The sequence below is a fragment of the Streptomyces sp. NPDC005262 genome, from assembly GCF_042872425.1.
Taxonomy (GTDB): domain Bacteria; phylum Actinomycetota; class Actinomycetes; order Streptomycetales; family Streptomycetaceae; genus Streptomyces.
Window position 1 is genome coordinate 60,074 of sequence record NZ_JBIAKK010000004.1, and the last position, 18,114, is coordinate 78,187.

Sequence of the window (18,114 nt, forward strand, 5' to 3'; positions counted from 1 at the left end):
GGGGGCACGGCTTGTGGGGGACCTGATGGACATCGGCACGCAGGGCGCACAGGCCCCGGCCGACCTCGCCTGGCTGCGCGGCGTGGACGCCTACACGATGGGCGCCTACCCGCAGGCCGAGGAGGAGTTCAGAACAGCGGTGCGGCTGGATCCCGGCATGGCGGACGCCTGGCTCGGCCTCCATGCCCTGCGCATCGACACGACGACCGCGCTGCTGCGCATGTACCGGCATCGCGACCGGTTCGGCGATCAGCGCACCCGCCATCGACGCACGCTCAACTCCTGGTACTGGCTGGGCTGGTGGGTGCAACCGGTGCTGGAGAGCCCACGCGACCTGCTGCTCGCGCACGCGTCGCACTGGCTGGACGGGCGTCATGTCGCCGAGCTGGACCGGGCGTTGGCCGGACTGCCGCCGGTGGACACGGACCCGCAGGTGCGGTTCCTGCACGCCTGCCGGTCCTATCTGGTCAAGGACTGGGAACAGCTCGTACGCAACACCGAGCAGCTCGTCGACGATCCGCTGCTCGGTATCGAGGCGGGACTCTTCGGCGGGATGGCGCGGGTGCGGCTGGAGATGTACGGGCAGGCCGAGCCGCTGCTCTCCACCGCACTGATGCGCTGCCGCAGCGAACAGCCGCAGCGCAAGGAGCTGCGCTACTGGCTGGCCCGCGCGCACGAGGGCACCGGCCGCAGCGCGGCCGCACTGCCCCTCTACCGGGCTGTGCACCGGATCGACCCGGCGTTCATGGACACCTCGGCACGGCTCGCCGCCATCGCGGACTACGACGGGCTCGAAGGCACCGACGAGGCGTCAGGTCTCGCCTCCGTGTCGCTGACCGGGTTCGGCATGGACGGCACGGTCGCGGAGGCGCAGCAGGACGGCGACTCGCTGCTCGGCACCGATCTGGTCGACGGCCGGGAGCTGCGGCCCGGCGGCGAACCGCAGAACCTGCCGGGCGTCGGCGGACTGCCTCCCGCCGACAGGGCGGGAGCACGGGAGAAGACGGCGGTGCCCGGTCAGTCGTCGCCGCAACCGTTCCCGGCAGGGCCCAGCGATCCCGTGCTGCTCGCCGAGGCGCTGGCGGAACTGGAGCGGATGGTCGGCCTCGAACCCGTCAAGCGCCAGGTCAAAGCGTTGTCCGCGCAGCTGAACATGGCGCGGCTGCGGGCCGGCGAGGGGCTTCTGGTCCAGCCTCCCAAGCGTCACTTCATCTTCTCGGGGCCGTCCGGGACCGGGAAGACCACGGTCGCCCGGATCCTGGGCCGGGTCTTCTACGCACTGGGGCTGCTCGGCGGGGACCACCTCGTCGAGGCCCAGCGTTCCGATCTGGTCGGCGAGTTCCTCGGCCAGACCGCGGTCAAGGCCAACGAGCTGATCGACTCGGCGCTCGGCGGAGTGCTGTTCGTCGACGAGGCGTACAGCCTCTCCAACTCCGGCTACAGCAAGGGCGACGCGTACGGTGACGAGGCCCTTCAGGTGCTCCTCAAGCGGGCCGAGGACAACCGGGACCATCTCGTCGTCATTCTCGCGGGCTACCCCGAGGGCATGGACCGGCTGCTGGCCACCAACCCCGGGCTCTCCTCCCGCTTCACCACCCGGGTGGACTTCCCCAGCTACCGGCCGCTGGAACTCACCTCGATCGGCGAGGTGCTGGCCGCCGACAACGACGACGTGTGGGACGAGGAGTCCCTGGAGGAGCTGCGCTCGATCAGCGGCCATGTCGTCGACCAGGGCTGGATCGACGAGCTGGGCAACGGGCGGTTTCTGCGCACGCTGTACGAGAAGAGCTGCGCGTACCGGGATCTGCGGCTGTCCGGCTACGCGGCGGTGCCCACGCGCGACGATCTGGCGACACTGCGGCTGCCGGATCTGATGCAGGCGTACGGCGAGGTCCTGTCCGGCCGAGGGCCGGTGGACCGGGGGCCGCAGGAGCCTCCGGGGCTGTGACGGTGCGGTGCGGCGACAGGCACCGGGCCCGCACGGCGGCCGGTGTGTCCACGCGCGCCGGACGCGCTTGATTCCGGCGCGCCCCGCCCCCGCGCGGATGTTCGACCACCGGACGGGCCTGACTGCGCCGTCCCGAACGCCGGACGGGCTCGGATGTGGCTCCCGTCCGGCGATGAGACCGGGCCTCGTTGTCAGGTTCGGGCCGCCAGTGGCTGGAGTTCGTCCGCGCCGGGGCCCGCTGGTGCGGCCTCCACCGTCCGGCGGGGTACGGAGACCCGGTGCGCCGGGTCGCGTACCTCGCCCACCAGCATCTCCAGGACGTCCTCCATCGCGACCAGCCCCAGCACCCGGCCCGACGCGTCGGCCACCTGGGCGAGGTGGGTGGCCGCGCGGCGCATCACCGTCAGCGCGTCGTCCAGGGGAAGCTCCGCCCGGAGCGTCGCCATCGGGCGCCAGACGTGTTGCGGAACGGCCCGTTCACCGTCCTCCAGATCGAGGACGTCCTTGACGTGCAGGTAGCCCATGAACGGGCCGCCGCCCTCCGCACAGACCGGGAAGCGCGAGTAACCGGTCCGTACGGTCAGCTCCTCGATCCGGTGCGGGGTGACCGAGGGGTCCACGGTCACCAGCGAGGCCCGGTCGAGCAGTACATCGGTGACCGGCCTGCTGCCCAGCTCCAGCGCGTCCTCCAGCCGCTCCTGCGCCTCCGGTTCGAGAAGTCCGGCCTGTCCGGAGTCCTCGACGAGCCGGTTCAGCTGCTCGCTGGTGAAGACGGCCTCGACCTCGTCCTTGGGTTCGACGCGGAACAGCCGGAGCACCAGCCGGGCGCAGGCGCCCAGTGCCGAGGTGACCGGGCGGCAGAGCCGGGCGAAGCCGACCAGGCCGGGGCTGAGCCACATCGACGTCTTCTCCGGGGCCGCCATGGCCAGGTTCTTCGGAACCATCTCGCCGATGACGAGGTGGAGGAAGACCACGAAGACGAGGGCCAGGACGTAGCCGAGCGGATGGACGAGGCCCTCCGGCAGGTGCACCGCGTGGAAGACCGGCTCCAGCAGATGGGCGACGGTCGGTTCGGCGACGGCGCCGAGGGTCAGTGAGCAGACGGTGATGCCGAACTGTGCGGCGGCCATCATCTGCGGCAGGTTCTCCAGGCCGTACAGCACCTGACGGGCCCTGCCAGATCCGGCCGCCGCGAGGGGTTCGATCTGACTGCGGCGCACGGAGACGAGTGCGAACTCGGCACCCACGAAGAACCCGTTCGCCAGCACGAGGAGCCCGGCGAAGAGCAACTGGACGACGCTCATCGTGCGGCCTCCAGGACACCACGTTCCGCCGACGGCGCGTCGACGGTTTCGGGCACATCGGCGATGCGTACGAAGCGGACCTGTTCGGCGCGGTAGTGACCGACCTGGCGGACCGAGATCCGCCATCCCGGCAGTTCGGCCCGGTCGCCGGGGGCGGGGATGCGTCCGAGGAGATCGGCGACCAGTCCGGCCACGGTCTCGTACGGTCCTTCCGGCACGTCAAGGCCTATCCGGCGCAGGGTGAGGACCCGGCAGCTGCCTTCGGCGTCCCAGGCGGGCCGGCCGTCCTCGGGGGCGGCGACGGCCAGTTCGGGCCGGTCGGCGCCTTCCGCGTCGTGCTCGTCCCTGACCTCGCCGACCAGTTCCTCGATGATGTCCTCGAGCGTGACGACACCGGCGGTGCCGCCGTACTCGTCGACGACGACGGCGATCGGCTGCTCCTTGCGCAGGCGCTGGAGCAGCTGTTCGACGGGGAGCGTCTCGGGGACGAGAAGGGGCGGTACGGCGATCCGCCCTGCCGGGGTGCGTCGCCGCTCCTGGGCGGGTACGGCGAGCGCGTCCTTGAGGTGGATCATGCCGACGACCTCGTCGATCCGGTCCCGGTAGACCGGGAAGCGGGAGAGGCCGGTGGCACGGGTGAGGTTGAGGACGTCCGCCGCGGTCGCGGTCGACTGCAGGGCGCTGACCCTCACGCGCGGGGTCATGACGTGCTGGGCGGTGAGTCCGGCGAGCGACAGGGTCCGTACGAAGAGATCCGCGGTGTCCTGTTCGAGGGTGCCGGCCTCGGCGGAGTGCCGGGCCAGGGAGACCAGTTCACCGGGGGTGCGGGCGGAGGCCAGCTCGTCGGTGGGTTCGACGCCGAGCAGCCGCACCAGCCGGTTGGCGACGGTGTTCAGCAGGGTGATCACCGGCCGCAGCGCACTGGCGAAGCGGTGCTGGGGGCCGGCGACGAACCGGGCGACCTGGAGCGGCCGGGAGACGGCCCAGTTCTTCGGTACGAGCTCGCCGATCACCATCTGGACGGCGGAGGCGACCAGCATCCCGATCACCACACTGACCCCGGGTACGGCCCCGTCGGGGAGTCCGGTCGCGGTGAGCGGCCCGGCCAGCAGCTGGGCGAGGGCCGGTTCGGCGAGCATGCCGACGACCAGTGAGGTGATGGTGATGCCGAGCTGGGTGCCGGAGAGCTGGAAGGAGAGCTCGCGCAGGGCGTCGACGACGGTACGCGCACGCCGGTCGCCCGCGGCGGCGGCGCGCTCGGCGTCCGGCCGCTCCACCGTGACAAGCCCGAACTCGGCTGCCACGAAGAATCCGTTGGCGAGGATGAGAAGGAATGCCGCACTGAGAAGCAGCAAGGGGGTGGTCATGCCGCCGCCTCCTGGGATGGGGCGGCGCAGGTACTACCGGACGATCCGTCCATTGCTGGAGGGAGTCACTCCTTGGGTCGAAGGAAAGCCCCGCCGGCCTCAGGGGCCCTCTGTGCGGGGCGGGGCGCACACGGGGCGCCGCCGCCCTCCAGAGTAATCAAGAAGTGGCCGAACGGGGCAGTGGGCTCAGCCGTTGTCCGTACCCGTGCCGTGATTCTCGGCGAGGGCGCGGAGCGTGCCGGCGTCGCGAATGGCCTGTTCCTTGGCGATTCCGGGCTGGATGCCGAGGGCGGGCATGCTGGTGCCGTCGCTGAGGTCGAGGAAGACCCACGGGTCACCCGCGCGCAGGTTGACGCGGACGATCTCCGCCCAGGACAGCCGTCGGGTGCGGGTGAGATTGACCACGGTCACCCCGTGGTCGTCGGCGACGACCTTGGGGCGGCTCAGCAGCGCCAGGACGGCGAAGAAGAGCAGCGCGGTGAAGATGAAGCTGACCCGCTCCCCCGGGCTCAGCTGCTCCAGGCTCATCGCGATGACGGTGATGACGACGAACATCGCCGCTCCCACGGCCAGCAGGACCACCCGGGTACGGGTCGGCCGGAAGGTGACCGGGAGAGTAGGGAGTTCGGGCCGGGACGCGGGGGCGGACATGATGTTCTTCTGTCTTCCGGTGGGTCTGGCTGCCGGTGGGTCGCTGGTTGTCCGGCCGTCAGAGGCGGCAGGCGTGGATGGCCGTGGTGAGGATGGCGCGGGCGCCGAGCTCGTACAGGTCGTCCATGATCCGCTGGGCCTCCCTCGCGGCGACCATGGACCGGACGGCGACCCAGCCCTCGTGGTGCAGCGGGGAGATGGTCGGCGACTCCAGGCCCGGGGTGAGGGCCACCGCGCGCTCCAGGTGCTCGACGCGGCAGTCGTAATCCATCATCACGTAGCTGCGGGCGACCAGGACGCCCTGCAGGCGTCGCAGGAACTGCTGCACCTTGGGGTCGTCCTGGGGGGCACCCGTACGACGGATGACGACGGCCTCCGACTTCATGATCGGCTCGCCGATCACTTCGAGTCCGGCGTTGCGCAGGCTGGTGCCGGTCTCCACCACATCGGCGATGACCTGGGCCACCCCGAGCTCGATGGCGGTCTCGACCGCGCCGTCGAGGTGGACGACGGAGGCGGTGACGCCCACGTCGGCGAGGTGCTTGGCGACGATGCCCTCGTAGGAGGTGGCGATGGTCATGCCGTCGAAGTCCTGCGGGCCGTGGGCCGTGCCGGGCTTGGTGGCGTAACGGAAGGTGGAGCGTGCGAAGCCGAGCTGGAGGATCTCCTCGGCATCGGCCCCGGAGTCCAGCAGCAGGTCGCGGCCGGTGATGCCGATGTCGAGGCGGCCGGAGCTGACGTAGATGGCGATGTCGCGCGGCCGCAGGTAGAAGAACTCGACCTCGTTATCGGGGTCGACGAGGACGAGTTCCTTCGACTCCTTGCGCTGCTGGTAGCCGGCCTCATGGAGCATCGCCATCGCAGGCCCGGAGAGTGAACCCTTGTTGGGGACGGCGATGCGCAGCATGAGGTCAGGTTTCCTTTGCGAGGAGGGAGTCTTGGGTGGATGTGAAGGTGTGCGGCGGTCGTGCTCAGAGGTGTGCGTAGACGTCGTCGAGGGAGATCCCGCGGGCGACCATCATCACCTGGACGTGGTACAGCAGCTGCGAGATCTCCTCGGCGGCGGCGTCCTTGCTCTCGTGCTCGGCGGCCATCCAGACTTCGGCGGCCTCCTCGACGACCTTCTTGCCGATGGCATGGACTCCCTTGTCCACCAGCTCGGCGGTGCGGGAGGTGGAGGGGTCGCCGTTGGCGGCCTTGAGCTGCAGCTCGGCGAAGAGCTCTTCGAAGGTTTTGTTCGCCATGATGGTTCTTAGAGTACGGGGTGCCGCCCGCTCGCTCAGCGCCAGGGCTCGCTGACGGTGCGCAGCGTGGCAGCGGTGGCGACGGCCGCGGTGACCGCCTCGTGCCCCTTGTCCTCGTTGGACCCTTCGAGACCCGCCCGGTCGAGCGCCTGCTCCTCGGTGTCACAGGTCAGTACGCCGAAGCCGACCGGGACCCCGGTGTCGACGGCGACCTGGGTGAGGCCGTTGGTGACGCCGTGGGACACGTACTCGAAGTGGGGCGTACCGCCGCGGATGATTACGCCGAGGGCGACGATCGCGTCGTAGCCCCGGCCGGCCAGCACCTTGGCGACGACCGGGAGCTCGAAGCTGCCGGGGACCCGGAGCAGCGTCGGCTCGTCGATGCCGAGGTCGTGCAGGGCGCGCAGGGCGCCGTCGACGAGGCCGTCCATGACCTTCTCGTGCCACTGGGCGGCGATCACCGCCACTCGCAGGTCACCGCAGTTGCGTACGGACAGTTCGGGTGCGCCCTTGCCACTCATGTTTCTCCTACCGCTCGTTTCCGTGCTCGTTATGGTCGTTACTGGTTGCCGCAGGTCGACGCCGACGCGGTGTCGAGCCAGGGCAGGTCGTGTCCCATGCGGTCCCGCTTGGTGCGCAGGTACCGCAGGTTGTGCTCGCCGGCCTGGACGGGCATCGGCTCGCGGCCGGTGATCGCGAGGCCGTGCCGCACGAGTGCGGCGGTCTTGTCGGGGTTGTTGGTCATCAGACGGACGCCGTGGACGCCGAGGTCCTTGAGGATCTGGGCGCCTGCCCCGTAGTCCCGGGCGTCGGCGGGCAGGCCGAGCTCCAGGTTGGCGTCGAGGGTGTCGACACCGTGCTCCTGGAGTTCGTACGCGCGCAGCTTGGAGAGCAGGCCGATGCCGCGGCCCTCGTGGCCGCGCAGATAGACGACGACGCCGCGGCCCTCGTCGGTGATGCGCGCCATGGCCGCGTGCAGCTGGGGACCGCAGTCGCAGCGCTGCGACTGGAAGATGTCGCCGGTCAGGCACTCGGAGTGGACCCGGACGAGGATGTCGTCGCCGTCACCGAGGTCGCCGTGGACGAGCGCGACATGCTCGACACCGTCGACCGTGGAGCGGTAGCCGTACGCGGTGAACTTGCCGAACGATGTCGGCAGCCGGACCTCCGCCTCGCGGCGGACGGTCGGCTCGGAGGAGCGGCGGTAGGCGATCAGGTCCTCGATCGAGATGATCGTGAGGCCGTGCTTGCGGGCGAACGGCACCAGCTCGGGCAGACGCAGCATCACCCCGTCCTCGCCGGCGATCTCGACGATCGCACCGGCGGGCCGCAGCCCGGCGAGCCGGGCCAGGTCGACGGCGGCCTCGGTGTGGCCGTTGCGGACGAGTACACCGCCGGACCGGGCGCGGAGCGGGAAGATGTGGCCGGGGCGCACGAAGTCTGCGGGGCCCGCCTGACCGCCCGCCAGCATCCGGAGCGTGGTGGCCCGGTCTGCGGCTGAGATACCGGTGGTCACGCCGTGTGCCGCGGAGGCGTCGACCGAGACGGTGAACGCCGTGCGCATCGACTCGGTGTTGTGGGCGACCATCTGCGGCAGTTCGAGCCGCTCCAGTTCGTCGTTCTCCATCGGCGCGCAGATCAGGCCGCGGCATTCGCTCATCATGAAGGCGACGATCTCGGGCGTGGCCATCTCGGCCGCGATGACGAGGTCGCCCTCGTTCTCCCGGTCCTCGTCGTCGACGACGACGACGGGGCGTCCGGCCGCGATGTCGCGGATCGCCTGCTCGACGGGGTCGAGGGAGAGGTCCTCGACGACCCTGTCGTGTTCCGGGTGCAACCAGGTGGGCTGGGCAGTCATGCCGTGGCTCCTTCCAGAGCGGGTGTCCGCGTACGCAGCCACCAGTCGCGCATGCCCCACAGGACGAGGGCGCCGTAAATGACGTAGACGAAGCCGGAGAAGGCGAAGCCGTTGGCGAAGTTCAGCGGCACACCGACCAGGTCGACCAGCAGCCAGGCGAACCAGAACTCGACCATGCCGCGGGCCTGGGCGTACATCGCGACGACCGTGCCGACGAAGATGTACGCATCGGGCCACGGGTCCCACGACAGCGTCGGGAACGCGGTGAACAGCCCGCCGACGGCGAGGGTGCCGAGGGCGGCGCCGCCGAGCAGGAAGGCGCGCTCGCGCCAGCTGGCGAACCGTACGGCGATGGAGCCGTCCTGGGCCTGCTGCTTGCCGCGGTTCCACGACCACCAGCCCCACGCGGCCACGACGATCACCACCAGCTGCTTGCCCGCGCTGCCCGAGAGGTGGGCGGAGGCGAAGGCGGCCAGCAGGATCACGCCGGAGACCAGCTGCGCGGGCCAGGTCCATATGGAGCGTCGCCAGCCGAGCGCGAGGGCGGCCAGACCGACCGTGTTGCCGATCATGTCGGACCACTTGATGTGCTGGCCGAACAGGGCGAAGGCCTCCGAGTTGAGCCAGCCGACGGCGCTCACTTGGTGTCCTCCCGGTCCCGGTCGCCGAGCAGCCGCTCGACGTACTTCGCGATGACGTCCACCTCGAGGTTGACCGGGTCGCCGGGTTCCTTGATGCCGAGCGTGGTCAGGGCGAGGGTGGTGGGGATGAGGCTGATGGTGAAGTAGTCGGGTCCGGCGTCGACGACGGTCAGGCTCACGCCGTCGACGGTGATCGAGCCCTTCTCCACCACGTACCGGGTCAGCTCCGCCGGGAGGGAGATCTTCACGATCTCCCAGTTCTCGGAGATCTTGCGGTCGACGATGCGGCCCGTGCCGTCGACATGCCCCTGGACGATGTGCCCACCGAGCCTGCCGCCGACCGCCATGGGGCGCTCCAGGTTGACCCGGGAGCCGGCCTCCAGTGCGCCGAGGCTGGACCGGTCAAGGGTCTCGGCCATCACATCGGCGGTGAACTCGCCGTCGCCGAGGTCGACGACGGTGAGGCAGACGCCGTTGACGGCGATGGAGTCGCCGTGCTTGGCGCCTTCGGTGACTACGGGACCGCGCAGGCGGAATCGGGAGGCGTCGTCGAGCTTCTCGACGGCGGTGACCTCACCCAGTTCTTCGACAATTCCGGTGAACACTCAGTTTCCCTTCCGGGCAGGGCCGGGGACGGCGGTGATGCGCAGATCGGGGCCGATGCGTACGGTCTCGGTCACGTCGAGGCGCAACGCCTGCGCGATGGTGGAGATTCCTGCGTCGGCGAGGGCCGCGGGGCCGGCGCCGAGGAGCACGGGGGCGAGATAGCCGACGACCTTGTCGACCGTTCCCGCCGCGACGAAGGCCCCGGCCAGGGTCGGGCCGCCTTCGAGGAGTACGGAGCGGACGCCGCGCGCGTGCAGGGCCGCGAGCAGGGCGTGGATGTCCAGGCCGGGGCCGGTGGCGGCACGCGGCAGCCGCAGGACGGTCGCCTCGGGCAGCTGGCCGGTTTCGGCGTCCTCGGCGACCGCGACCAGGGTCGGCGCCGTGTCGTCGAGGACGCGGGCGCCGGGGCGCACCGCCGTGGCACCGGTGTCGACGACCACGCGCAGCGGCTGCACGGCCCCTTCGATGCCTCGCACACCGAGCTGGGGGTCGTCGGTACGGGCGGTGCCGGAGCCGACCACGACGGCGTCGGCCTCGGCGCGCAGCCGGTGGACGTCGGCGCGCGACTCGGGCGAGGTGATCCAGCGGCTGGTGGCGTCGGCGGCGGCGATCCGGCCGTCGAGCGTCGCGGCGTACTTCCACAGGACGTACGGACGGCCGAGCCGCACCGAGGTCAGCCACGCGGCGTTGCCCGCCTCGGCCTCGTCGGCGAGAAGTCCCTGTTCAGCCTTGATCCCGGCTGCGCGGAGGGTGTCCGCACCCCCGGTGGCCTGCGGGGTCGGGTCGGCCACCGCGTACACGACACGGCTGACGCCGGCGTCGATCAGCGCCTGGGCGCAGGGGCCGGTGCGACCGGTGTGGTTACAGGGCTCGAGAGTGACGTACGCGGTGCCGCCGCGGGCCTTCTCGCCTGCTGCGCGCAGGGCGTGGATCTCGGCGTGCGGCCCTCCGGCGCGCTGGTGGAAGCCTTCACCGGCCGGGCGTCCCTCGGCGTCGAGAATCACGCATCCGACAACCGGGTTGGGGCTGGTGGAGCCGAGTCCGCGGGCGGCGAGCGTGATCGCTCGGCCCATGGCGGTGCTGTCGGCTGCGGTGTCCACCGGGTCCTCCTGCCTCTTCGGGCACGGACTCCGGGGCCTGTCGATGACGACAGATGAAGCGGAACGCAACAGGGAACGCCGAAACCGAAGACGCGGACGCGAATCTTCCGGAAACCCGGAAAACGCATCCGCCTACGGCGGCGTGTCTGTGACGGCCCGCCGCGCACTGCCTCCCATCCGGACTTTAACCGTCGGTCCAGGAATCTCACCTGGTCAACCGGCCGCTGGATGCGGACGGGTCGCGGACTATAACCGCCGGTTCGGAATTGCACCGACCCCGGAGTGCGCTGCTGCTGTTACAGGATCAGTGTGCCACGCCTGTCCATGGGCCATACGGACGAGAGGTGTGGAGTGGCTCACAGCCCGGCCCCGGGCGGGCTGGCGCTCGTACGCACGGACGTGCGCACGAGCGGATCCGGCCCGCCCGTTCGCCTGCCTCCGACAGGTCGGTTCCATGACCACGATTCCGGTGAGCGGCGGAACCGGAACCCTGGGACGAGAGGTGACGGGGCGGCCGCGCACCGACGGGCACGAGGTCCGGGTGCCGAGCCGCCGTTCACAGCCGTATGCCGGCTACCGGCGGGGCGAGCATCCGACTCCCCGACGGGTCGTCGGGAAGACCACGTCCGAGTAGTTCCTCACGGAGCGCTGCCGACGCCACCCGGGGTGAACAGCTCGTCCTGAGCCGCATCGCGGGCGGCGAGCAGCGCGCCGCGGAGTACCGCGGAGCCGCCCAGCAGGCCCGCTCTGACCTCCGTCCGCAGCGGGGACATCATGGCCAGCCGCTCCTCGACCCGGGATGCCAGCGCTTCGCCGCCCGCGTGACCGACCTCGCCGGCGAGGACCACACAGCCGGGGTCGATGACCGAGGCGACGGCGGCGGCGCCCACCGCGAGGCGGTCGGCGAGGGCGGAGAGGAACGCCTCGCTCTCCCCTTCTCCGGACAGGGCGGCCCGTACGGCGAACGCGGCGGCCGGCTCCTGCTCCCCGGCGCCCATCCGCCTGCGCACGTCGATGCCGTATCCCCGGGCCAGTTCGCCCACCGGCGCAGCGGCCACCAGGGAGTGGAACCCGCCGTCGCAGTTGACCGCGGAGGGTATCCCCACCGTGCCGGGTACCGGCAGGAAGCCGATCTCGCCCGCACCGCCGGAGGCTCCGCGGCGCAGCCTGCCGTCCAGCATCACTGCGGCGCCGATGCCGTGCCCGAGCCAGAGCAGGACGAAGGTGTCGCGGTCCTGGGCCGCGCCCAGACGGTGTTCGGCGACGGCGGCCAGGTTGGTCTCGTTCTCCACGAGCACGGTCGCGGGCAGCCGATGCTGGAGCACCCGGACGAGGCGACGGTGCCAGGCGGGGAGTCCGGTGGTGTCGCGGAGTTCGCCGGTGACCGGGTCGATCAGGCCTGGGGCGCCGATGCCGACGCTGTGCAGCGGTGCGGCGCCTGCCTCGCACGCGGTGCTCTCCAGCAGTGCGGCGGCACGTTCCGCGGCGGTCTCGGTGCCGGTGTCGCTGCCGATCGGCAGGGTGGCCTCGGCGAGCGTCACGCCGAGGAGATCGGCGACGACGACGGCGACGCTGTCGGTACGCACGTCGAGGGCGGCGAGATGGGCGCGGTCCGCGACGATCCCGTACAGCCGGGCGTTGGGGCCGCGCCGCTCGGCGCCGCTCTCGCCGACGACCTGGATCAGGCCGGCTCCCTGCAACCGCTCCACCAGGTCGGCGACGGTGGGGCGGGAGAGCCCGGTCAGGGTCTTGAGCTGGGTGGCCGTCAGCGGACCGTCCTCCTGGAGCAGCCGGAGGGCGAGCCGGTCATTGATGACCCGGGCGGTGCTCGGTGATGCGGGCATGCCGGGATCCTTCCAGATCACTGCCGCGCGGGCCGGGGCCTTGACGGCCTATTTATCAGGCAGGGTTCCTGATAGTTTACTGCCCGCACCGTGACGTCAGGCGCGGGGGTCGACCGCGACAGAGAATTCCCAGGGGAGGGCACGGCGGCATGACGACGGAATCCACAGAGACGGTCTTCGGCACGGAGCAGGTGAGGCGGGCCAGGTTCGCGATCGCCGCGGTCTTCACCGTGCACGGCGCGGTGACCGGCAGCTTCGCCACCCGGGTGCCCTGGATCCAGGACCACGCCGGGGTGAGCGCGGGTCAGTTGGGCATCGCCCTGGCCTTCCCGGCGATCGGCGCCTCGCTCGCCATGCCGCTGGCCGGTGCGATCAGCCATCGCTTCGGCGCCAGGACCGCCCTGCGCGGACTGCTGGCGCTGTGGACGCTGGCCCTGACGCTGCCCTCGCTGGCACCGAACCTGCTGACGCTGTGCGCGGTGCTCTTCCTGTACGGGGCGTCGGCCGGCATGTCCGACGTGGCCATGAACGCCCTCGGCGTCGAGGTGGAGAACCGTCTCGACAAGTCGATCATGTCCGGGCTGCACGGCATGTGGAGCGTGGGCGCCCTGATCGGCTCCGCGGCGGGCACGGTGGCCGCCCATGTCGGCGCCGACGCCCGGCTGCACCATGTCCTCGCCGCCCTCGTGCTGACCGCGCTCGGCCTGATCGCCTGCCAGGGCGTACTGGATCTGCGCAGCGAGCCGGACGAGGAGCCGCCACCGCGGTTCGCCCTGCCTCCCAGGTCGGCGCTGGTCATCGGTGCGGTGGGGTTCTGCGCGGTGTTCGCGGAGGGAGCCAGCCTGGACTGGTCGGCGGTCTACCTCCGGGACATCATGGACAGCTCCGCCGGGCTCGCGGCCGCGTCCACGACGGCGTTCGCACTGACGATGGCGGTGGCCCGGATCGCCGGGGACAAGGTCGTCGACCGGTTCGGTGCGGTCAGGACCGTGCGGGTGGGCGGAGTGCTGGCAACCGTCGGAGGTGTGCTGGTGGTCGTCGCGCCGGGGGCGGTTCCGGCAATGTGCGGTTTCGGGCTGATGGGCCTCGGTGTCGCCGTGGTCGTCCCCCTGGCGTTCGCGGCGGCGGGGCGCAGCGGGCCGAACCCGAGCCAGGCGATCGCGGGCGTCGCCACGATCACGTACACCTCGGGGCTGATCGCCCCGTCGGCGATCGGTTCGCTGGCCGAGGCGACCTCGCTGGTCGTGTCGTTCGGCCTGGTGACGGTGTTGGCTTTCGGTCTGGTGCTGGGGGCCGGGGTGCTGCGGGCGGGCGACCGCCAGGTCGCGGCGAAGGCGGTCGGCGTACCGGAGACGGCGGTCGAGCCCCGGGCCTGAAGGGCCCGTTCCGCGGGCGGGGCTCCTGGTGGAGCCCCGCCCGCCGACGTTCAGCCGGCGATCGAGTCGAGCTGCTCCGCTGCGGGCCGCAGCGCCCAGAGGTCGCCGCCGGGCGGCGTCTCCAGTTGCGGTACGGCGGCCTGTGCCTGCCGGTCGCCGGCGTCGGCGGCAGCGTGCACGATGTCACTGGCCGCGTACCGGTAGAACTCCAGCTCCGGGTGCGGCCAGGGGGCCGCCCCGGTCGCGGCGGGCAGCAGATAGTCGACCGCCTTGAACAGGCTCTGCCCCTGCGGTCCTTGGTACGCCCAGAGGTCCACACCGACCTGCTTGCCTATTGCGGCGAGCCGCGTGTAGGCGACCAGGTCGAAGGTCGAGTAGTGCCAGCTGCGGGTGCGCGCCAGCTCCTGCGGCTGGGTGCCGTCGGAGGCGATCTGCGGGTCGATCCGCAGCGCACGCGCGTCGAGGACGACCTTGCGGGCGAGGTCCTTGTCACCGGTGGCGAGGGCGAGTCCGGCGATCTGCATGTCCTGGAAGGTGCCGTGGTTGTTCTGGGCGGCCGATTCCTGCTTCCCGAAGTCCGAGTCGACCAGCCAGTCCAGGAACGAGGTGTTCCAGGCCCGCATGCCGGTCCGGTCGCTCTTCGACCAGCCGGGCGCACCGGTGTCGAGGAGGGCGACGGCGTCCAGGACCGAGGTGTACTGCTGGGAGAAATCGATGATGCCGATGGCCCGGCCGTCGTACTTGCAGGGGATGAACTGCCCGTGGTTCAGGTTGGGGTTCATCCGGGTCGCGGGGTCGAGGAACCAGGTGCGCAGGATGTCCGAGGCGTGCTCGGCGTACTGCTTCCGGCCCGTGTAGTACCAGGCGAGGCTGAGCGTGGTGACCGAGTTGAAGACCTTGCCGATGTCCGGGCGATCGGTGCCGGTGTCGACCTCGGGGTTGCGTTCGCCGTCGCGCTGGACGTACGGACAGCCCCACGGGTTCTCCGCTGTCTTCGGCTGGGAGGGCCACCAGTACGGGGCCTGGCTCAGGTAGTCGTGCGGGTCCCCGCTCGGTGCGGGCTTCGGCTTGTCGACAACCGTCCAGGGGCCCTGGTCCAGCCAGCTGTCCGCCTTCACGGTCAGCGCTTCGACGGCCGTGCGCAGAGCCCGGTCGCCGTGGTCGAGCCGTAGCTTGGCCTGCTGAATGCGGTGGCCGTCGATGACCACGGTCCCCGGCACCCGGGGCGGCGGGCGGTGGCCGTGGGCGGTGGCGGCTGCGGAGGAGGCGGCCGGCACCAGGACGGCGGCCAGGGCAACGGCGGTGGTGAGCAGGGCTCCGAGACGCCGACGAGGTCTTTCGCTCATCGAGCACTCCTCTCATGAATCAGATACATGAATGATGTTCACGAGCAAGACCGTGTGAGCGTAGAGCTGCCTGTTCGGAGTGACAATGCTTCGCGCACGATTCATGGATGAGACCTTCGGGCGGGGCTCGCGCAACGCAACCCGGACACGGGTGAAGTCCGCTCCGGCATTACCATGGCGCTGATCTTCTTCGCGGTGGCGTCGGGCCGTACGAACACGGCACCGGGCACCGCACGGACCCACACACGGACACACAGGGAGCGACCATGGGCGGCCTCGGCGTGCGCTGGACCTTGCACGGCGACGGAAAGACCCCCGCACCGGGGGCCGTGGTCCGGCCCGATGAGCGGCTCTCCTGGCCCCGTACGTTCGGTCTCGGCGCCCAGCACGTGGTTGCGATGTTCGGCGCTTCGTTCGTCGCCCCGGTGCTCATGGGGCTGGACCCGAACCTCGCGATCATGATGTCCGGTGTCGCGACGGCCATCTTCCTGCTCGCCACGCGCGGCCGGGTGCCCAGCTATCTCGGCTGTTCGCTCTCCTTCGTCGGCGTGGCCGCGACGATCCGGGCCGGTGGCGGAGACAGTGCCGTCGTCACCGGGGCGGTCTTCGTCGTCGGCGTGGCGCTCTTCCTCGCGGGTCTCGCGGTGCAGCGCTTCGGTGCCCGGATCATCCACGCGGCGATGCCGCCCGTGGTCACCGGCGCCGTCGTCATGCTCATCGGCTTCAACCTGGCGCCGGTCACCGCGTCGACGTACTGGCCGCAGGACCAGTGGACCGCGCTGCTGGTCATGCTCTTCACCGGTATGGCCGTGGTGTGCCTGCGCGGGTTCTTCTCGCGCATCGCGATCTTCCTCGGTCTGGTCTTCGGCTATGTGCTCTCCTGGGTGCTGGACCGGGTCTTCGGCAAGATCCATTCACCGGCGGGCGGCCCCGGGGCGGTCGACCACTGGCGGCTCGACCTGTCGGGTGTCTCCAAGGCCGACTGGATCGGACTGCCGTCCTTCCACGCTCCGAGCTTCGAATGGTCGGCGATCCTGGTCGCACTGCCGGTGGTGATCGCGCTGATCGCGGAGAATGCGGGGCACGTCAAGGCCGTGGGCGAGATGACCGGCGACTCGCTCGACGACAAGCTCGGCACCGCGATCGCGGCGGACGGCGCAGCCTCCATGCTCTCCACCGCGGTGGGTGGCCCGCCCAACACCACGTACTCCGAGAACATCGGCGTCATGGCCGCGACCCGCGTCTACTCCACCGCCGCGTACTGGGCCGCCGCCTGCTTCGCCCTGCTGTTCGGTCTCTGCCCCAAGTTCGGCGCGGTCGTCGCCGCCATCCCGGGCGGGGTCCTCGGCGGCATCACCGTCATCCTGTACGGGATGATCGGTCTGCTGGGCGCCCAGATCTGGATGAGCGGCAACGTCGACCTCCGCAACCCGCTGAACCTGGTGCCGGCCGCCGCAGGCATCATCATCGGTGTCGGCGGGGTCAGCCTGAAGATCTCCGACGACTTCGAGCTGAGCGGGATCGCACTCGGCACCATCGTCGTGATCACCGGCTACCACGTGCTGCGGGCCTTCGCCCCGGCCCATCTGAAGCCGCAGGCGCCCCTGCTGGACGCGGGCACGTCCACGTACGACGACACGAAACCGCCCACGCAGTAGCCCGTTCCGGGAAGAACTCATGTCCACCACCATCCGCAGGGCAGTGATCCCCGCTGCGGGCCTCGGCTCACGCCTTCTCCCACGCGGGCAGCCGCGCCGTGTCCGGGCAGGTCATCGAGGGCCAGTGGTACGACACCGGCAACCCGCTGGCGTATCTCACCACCCAGTTCGCCGCCGCGCCCGCCGACCCGGAGTACGGCCCGCACCTGCGCAGGCTCGCGCAAGAAGTCGGCGAGACGCCCCCGGCCTGACCGCGCACCGCCTCGCTCCCCCGTCCGAAAGGCCCCGGGACGGGCCTCCCGGGCACCGATGGCTCTGCCGTCGTTCCCCCGTTCCGATGAACCCACGGCCCGTCGGCGCCACGGCGGGCCCATGGCTGGGACGCTGCCCCCATGGCGCAGTTCAAGCAGATGGAGCAGTTCGCGGACCGGGCCGGTCCTGTCACCGCGCCGCCCGCTGTCACCTCGGTGCTCGGGCGGATGCGTGACCTTCAGTCCTCCTGGCCGCCGGTGGACGGGGTGGCGGTCTTCAACCGGATCTATCTGACAGTCACCGAGAGCATCGACCGGCAGATCACCGAAGGCGCGTTCCCTGACCGGATGGCCGCAGCCGCCTTGGACGTGAAGTTCGCGGAGCGCTATCTCGCGGCCGTCGACGCGGCGTCGGCGGGGCACCGGCCGCCCGACTGCTGGCGCCCGCTGTTCCAGTACCGGCACCATCCCGGCCTACGTCCCCTGCAGTTCGCGATGGCGGGGATCAACGCACACATCGGGCACGATCTGGCGCTCGCCGTGGTGGACACCTGCCGCACGCTCCGCTGCGCTCCGCCGGATCTGCAGGAGGAGTTCGACCAGGTGGGCGATCTCCTCGTGACGCTGGAGGAGCAGATCCGGGAGGATCTGATGCCGGGACCGGATCTGCTGGAGGTCGCGGATCCACTGACCCATCTGCTCGGGTCATGGAGTCTGGACCGGGCCCGCGAGGCTGCGTGGTCGGCGGCCCGGGTGCTGTGGCGGCTGCGTGATCTCCCGGTACTCGCCGAGGAGTTCCGGCAGCGGATGGACGCGGGCGCGGGTCTGGTGGGGCGCTGTCTGCTCACTCCGTGCCGCTGACCGCACACCCTCGCGAAGGCGACCGCACCGCCACGGCGGCACATCCGGTGCACCATCCG

General features: G+C 70.9%; 17 protein-coding genes and 1 riboswitch. Of the genes, 5 read left to right on the forward strand and 12 right to left on the reverse strand.

Annotation, left to right across the window (positions count from 1 at the left end):
- Positions 1–25: 25 nt before the first annotated feature.
- On the forward strand, positions 26–1,948 hold the full coding sequence (locus tag ACFYP5_RS13360) for an AAA family ATPase (RefSeq protein ID WP_389035315.1): 1,923 nt from the start codon (positions 26–28) through the stop codon (positions 1,946–1,948).
- A 191-nt stretch (positions 1,949–2,139) separates the two neighbouring features.
- Here ACFYP5_RS13360 and ACFYP5_RS13365 read toward each other — a convergent pair whose 3' ends face one another.
- The 11 genes from ACFYP5_RS13365 to ACFYP5_RS13415 all read right to left on the reverse strand — a co-directional run bounded on the left by ACFYP5_RS13365 (position 2,140) and on the right by ACFYP5_RS13415 (position 12,563).
- Positions 2,140–3,252 (reverse strand): hemolysin family protein, encoded by a 1,113-nt coding sequence (locus tag ACFYP5_RS13365; RefSeq protein WP_093775406.1) that lies wholly within the window; start codon positions 3,250–3,252, stop codon positions 2,140–2,142.
- Positions 3,249–4,619, reverse strand: a complete 1,371-nt coding sequence (locus ACFYP5_RS13370; protein ID WP_384062578.1) for a hemolysin family protein — start codon at positions 4,617–4,619, stop codon at positions 3,249–3,251. Before ACFYP5_RS13370 ends, ACFYP5_RS13365 begins: the two co-directional genes overlap by 4 nt.
- A 186-nt stretch (positions 4,620–4,805) precedes the next feature.
- Entirely contained in the window at positions 4,806–5,270 is a 465-nt protein-coding gene (locus ACFYP5_RS13375) for a PH domain-containing protein (RefSeq protein WP_389034604.1), read from the reverse strand.
- Positions 5,271–5,328: 58 nt separating this feature from the next.
- Entirely contained in the window at positions 5,329–6,177 is an 849-nt protein-coding gene (gene hisG / locus ACFYP5_RS13380; RefSeq protein WP_389034607.1) for an ATP phosphoribosyltransferase, read from the reverse strand.
- A gap of 64 nt (positions 6,178–6,241) precedes the next feature.
- Positions 6,242–6,514, reverse strand: a complete 273-nt coding sequence (locus tag ACFYP5_RS13385; RefSeq protein ID WP_018524273.1) for a phosphoribosyl-ATP diphosphatase — start codon at positions 6,512–6,514, stop codon at positions 6,242–6,244.
- A gap of 35 nt (positions 6,515–6,549) precedes the next feature.
- Complete coding sequence (gene ribH, locus ACFYP5_RS13390) at positions 6,550–7,035, reverse strand: 6,7-dimethyl-8-ribityllumazine synthase (RefSeq protein ID WP_030919009.1); 486 nt, start codon at positions 7,033–7,035, stop codon at positions 6,550–6,552.
- 38 nt (positions 7,036–7,073) lie between these two features.
- Positions 7,074–8,372 (reverse strand): bifunctional 3,4-dihydroxy-2-butanone-4-phosphate synthase/GTP cyclohydrolase II, encoded by a 1,299-nt coding sequence (locus tag ACFYP5_RS13395; protein WP_389034609.1) that lies wholly within the window; start codon positions 8,370–8,372, stop codon positions 7,074–7,076.
- Positions 8,369–9,013 carry a nicotinamide riboside transporter PnuC gene (locus tag ACFYP5_RS13400; protein WP_389034611.1) on the reverse strand — a complete coding sequence of 215 codons (645 nt, stop codon included), beginning with the start codon at positions 9,011–9,013 and terminating at the stop codon, positions 8,369–8,371. The genes ACFYP5_RS13395 and ACFYP5_RS13400 overlap by 4 nt, the downstream gene beginning before the upstream one ends.
- A complete protein-coding gene (locus tag ACFYP5_RS13405) occupies positions 9,010–9,618 on the reverse strand; it encodes a riboflavin synthase (protein ID WP_389034613.1) in 609 nt (202 codons plus the stop codon). Before ACFYP5_RS13405 ends, ACFYP5_RS13400 begins: the two co-directional genes overlap by 4 nt.
- A complete protein-coding gene (gene ribD, locus ACFYP5_RS13410) occupies positions 9,619–10,719 on the reverse strand; it encodes a bifunctional diaminohydroxyphosphoribosylaminopyrimidine deaminase/5-amino-6-(5-phosphoribosylamino)uracil reductase RibD (RefSeq protein ID WP_389034615.1) in 1,101 nt (366 codons plus the stop codon).
- Positions 10,720–10,878: 159 nt separating this feature from the next.
- Positions 10,879–11,009, reverse strand: a riboswitch (FMN riboswitch).
- A gap of 348 nt (positions 11,010–11,357) precedes the next feature.
- Entirely contained in the window at positions 11,358–12,563 is a 1,206-nt protein-coding gene (locus ACFYP5_RS13415; protein WP_389034617.1) for an ROK family transcriptional regulator, read from the reverse strand.
- A gap of 149 nt (positions 12,564–12,712) precedes the next feature.
- Between ACFYP5_RS13415 and ACFYP5_RS13420 the strand changes: the two genes are divergently transcribed.
- A complete protein-coding gene (locus ACFYP5_RS13420; protein WP_389034619.1) occupies positions 12,713–13,939 on the forward strand; it encodes an MFS transporter in 1,227 nt (408 codons plus the stop codon).
- Between the two features lie 50 nt (positions 13,940–13,989).
- Here ACFYP5_RS13420 and ACFYP5_RS13425 read toward each other — a convergent pair whose 3' ends face one another.
- On the reverse strand, positions 13,990–15,285 hold the full coding sequence (locus ACFYP5_RS13425) for an alginate lyase family protein (RefSeq protein ID WP_389034620.1): 1,296 nt from the start codon (positions 15,283–15,285) through the stop codon (positions 13,990–13,992).
- 266 nt (positions 15,286–15,551) lie between these two features.
- On the opposite strand from ACFYP5_RS13425, the gene ACFYP5_RS13430 reads away from it, so the two are divergent.
- The 3 genes from ACFYP5_RS13430 (at position 15,552) to ACFYP5_RS13440 (ending at position 18,055) form a co-directional block, all read left to right on the forward strand.
- Complete coding sequence (locus ACFYP5_RS13430; RefSeq protein WP_389034622.1) at positions 15,552–16,943, forward strand: uracil-xanthine permease family protein; 1,392 nt, start codon at positions 15,552–15,554, stop codon at positions 16,941–16,943.
- 98 nt (positions 16,944–17,041) lie between these two features.
- Complete coding sequence (locus ACFYP5_RS13435; protein WP_389034624.1) at positions 17,042–17,194, forward strand: hypothetical protein; 153 nt, start codon at positions 17,042–17,044, stop codon at positions 17,192–17,194.
- Between the two features lie 159 nt (positions 17,195–17,353).
- Positions 17,354–18,055 (forward strand): DUF5995 family protein, encoded by a 702-nt coding sequence (locus ACFYP5_RS13440; RefSeq protein WP_389035318.1) that lies wholly within the window; start codon positions 17,354–17,356, stop codon positions 18,053–18,055.
- Positions 18,056–18,114 lie beyond the last annotated feature (59 nt).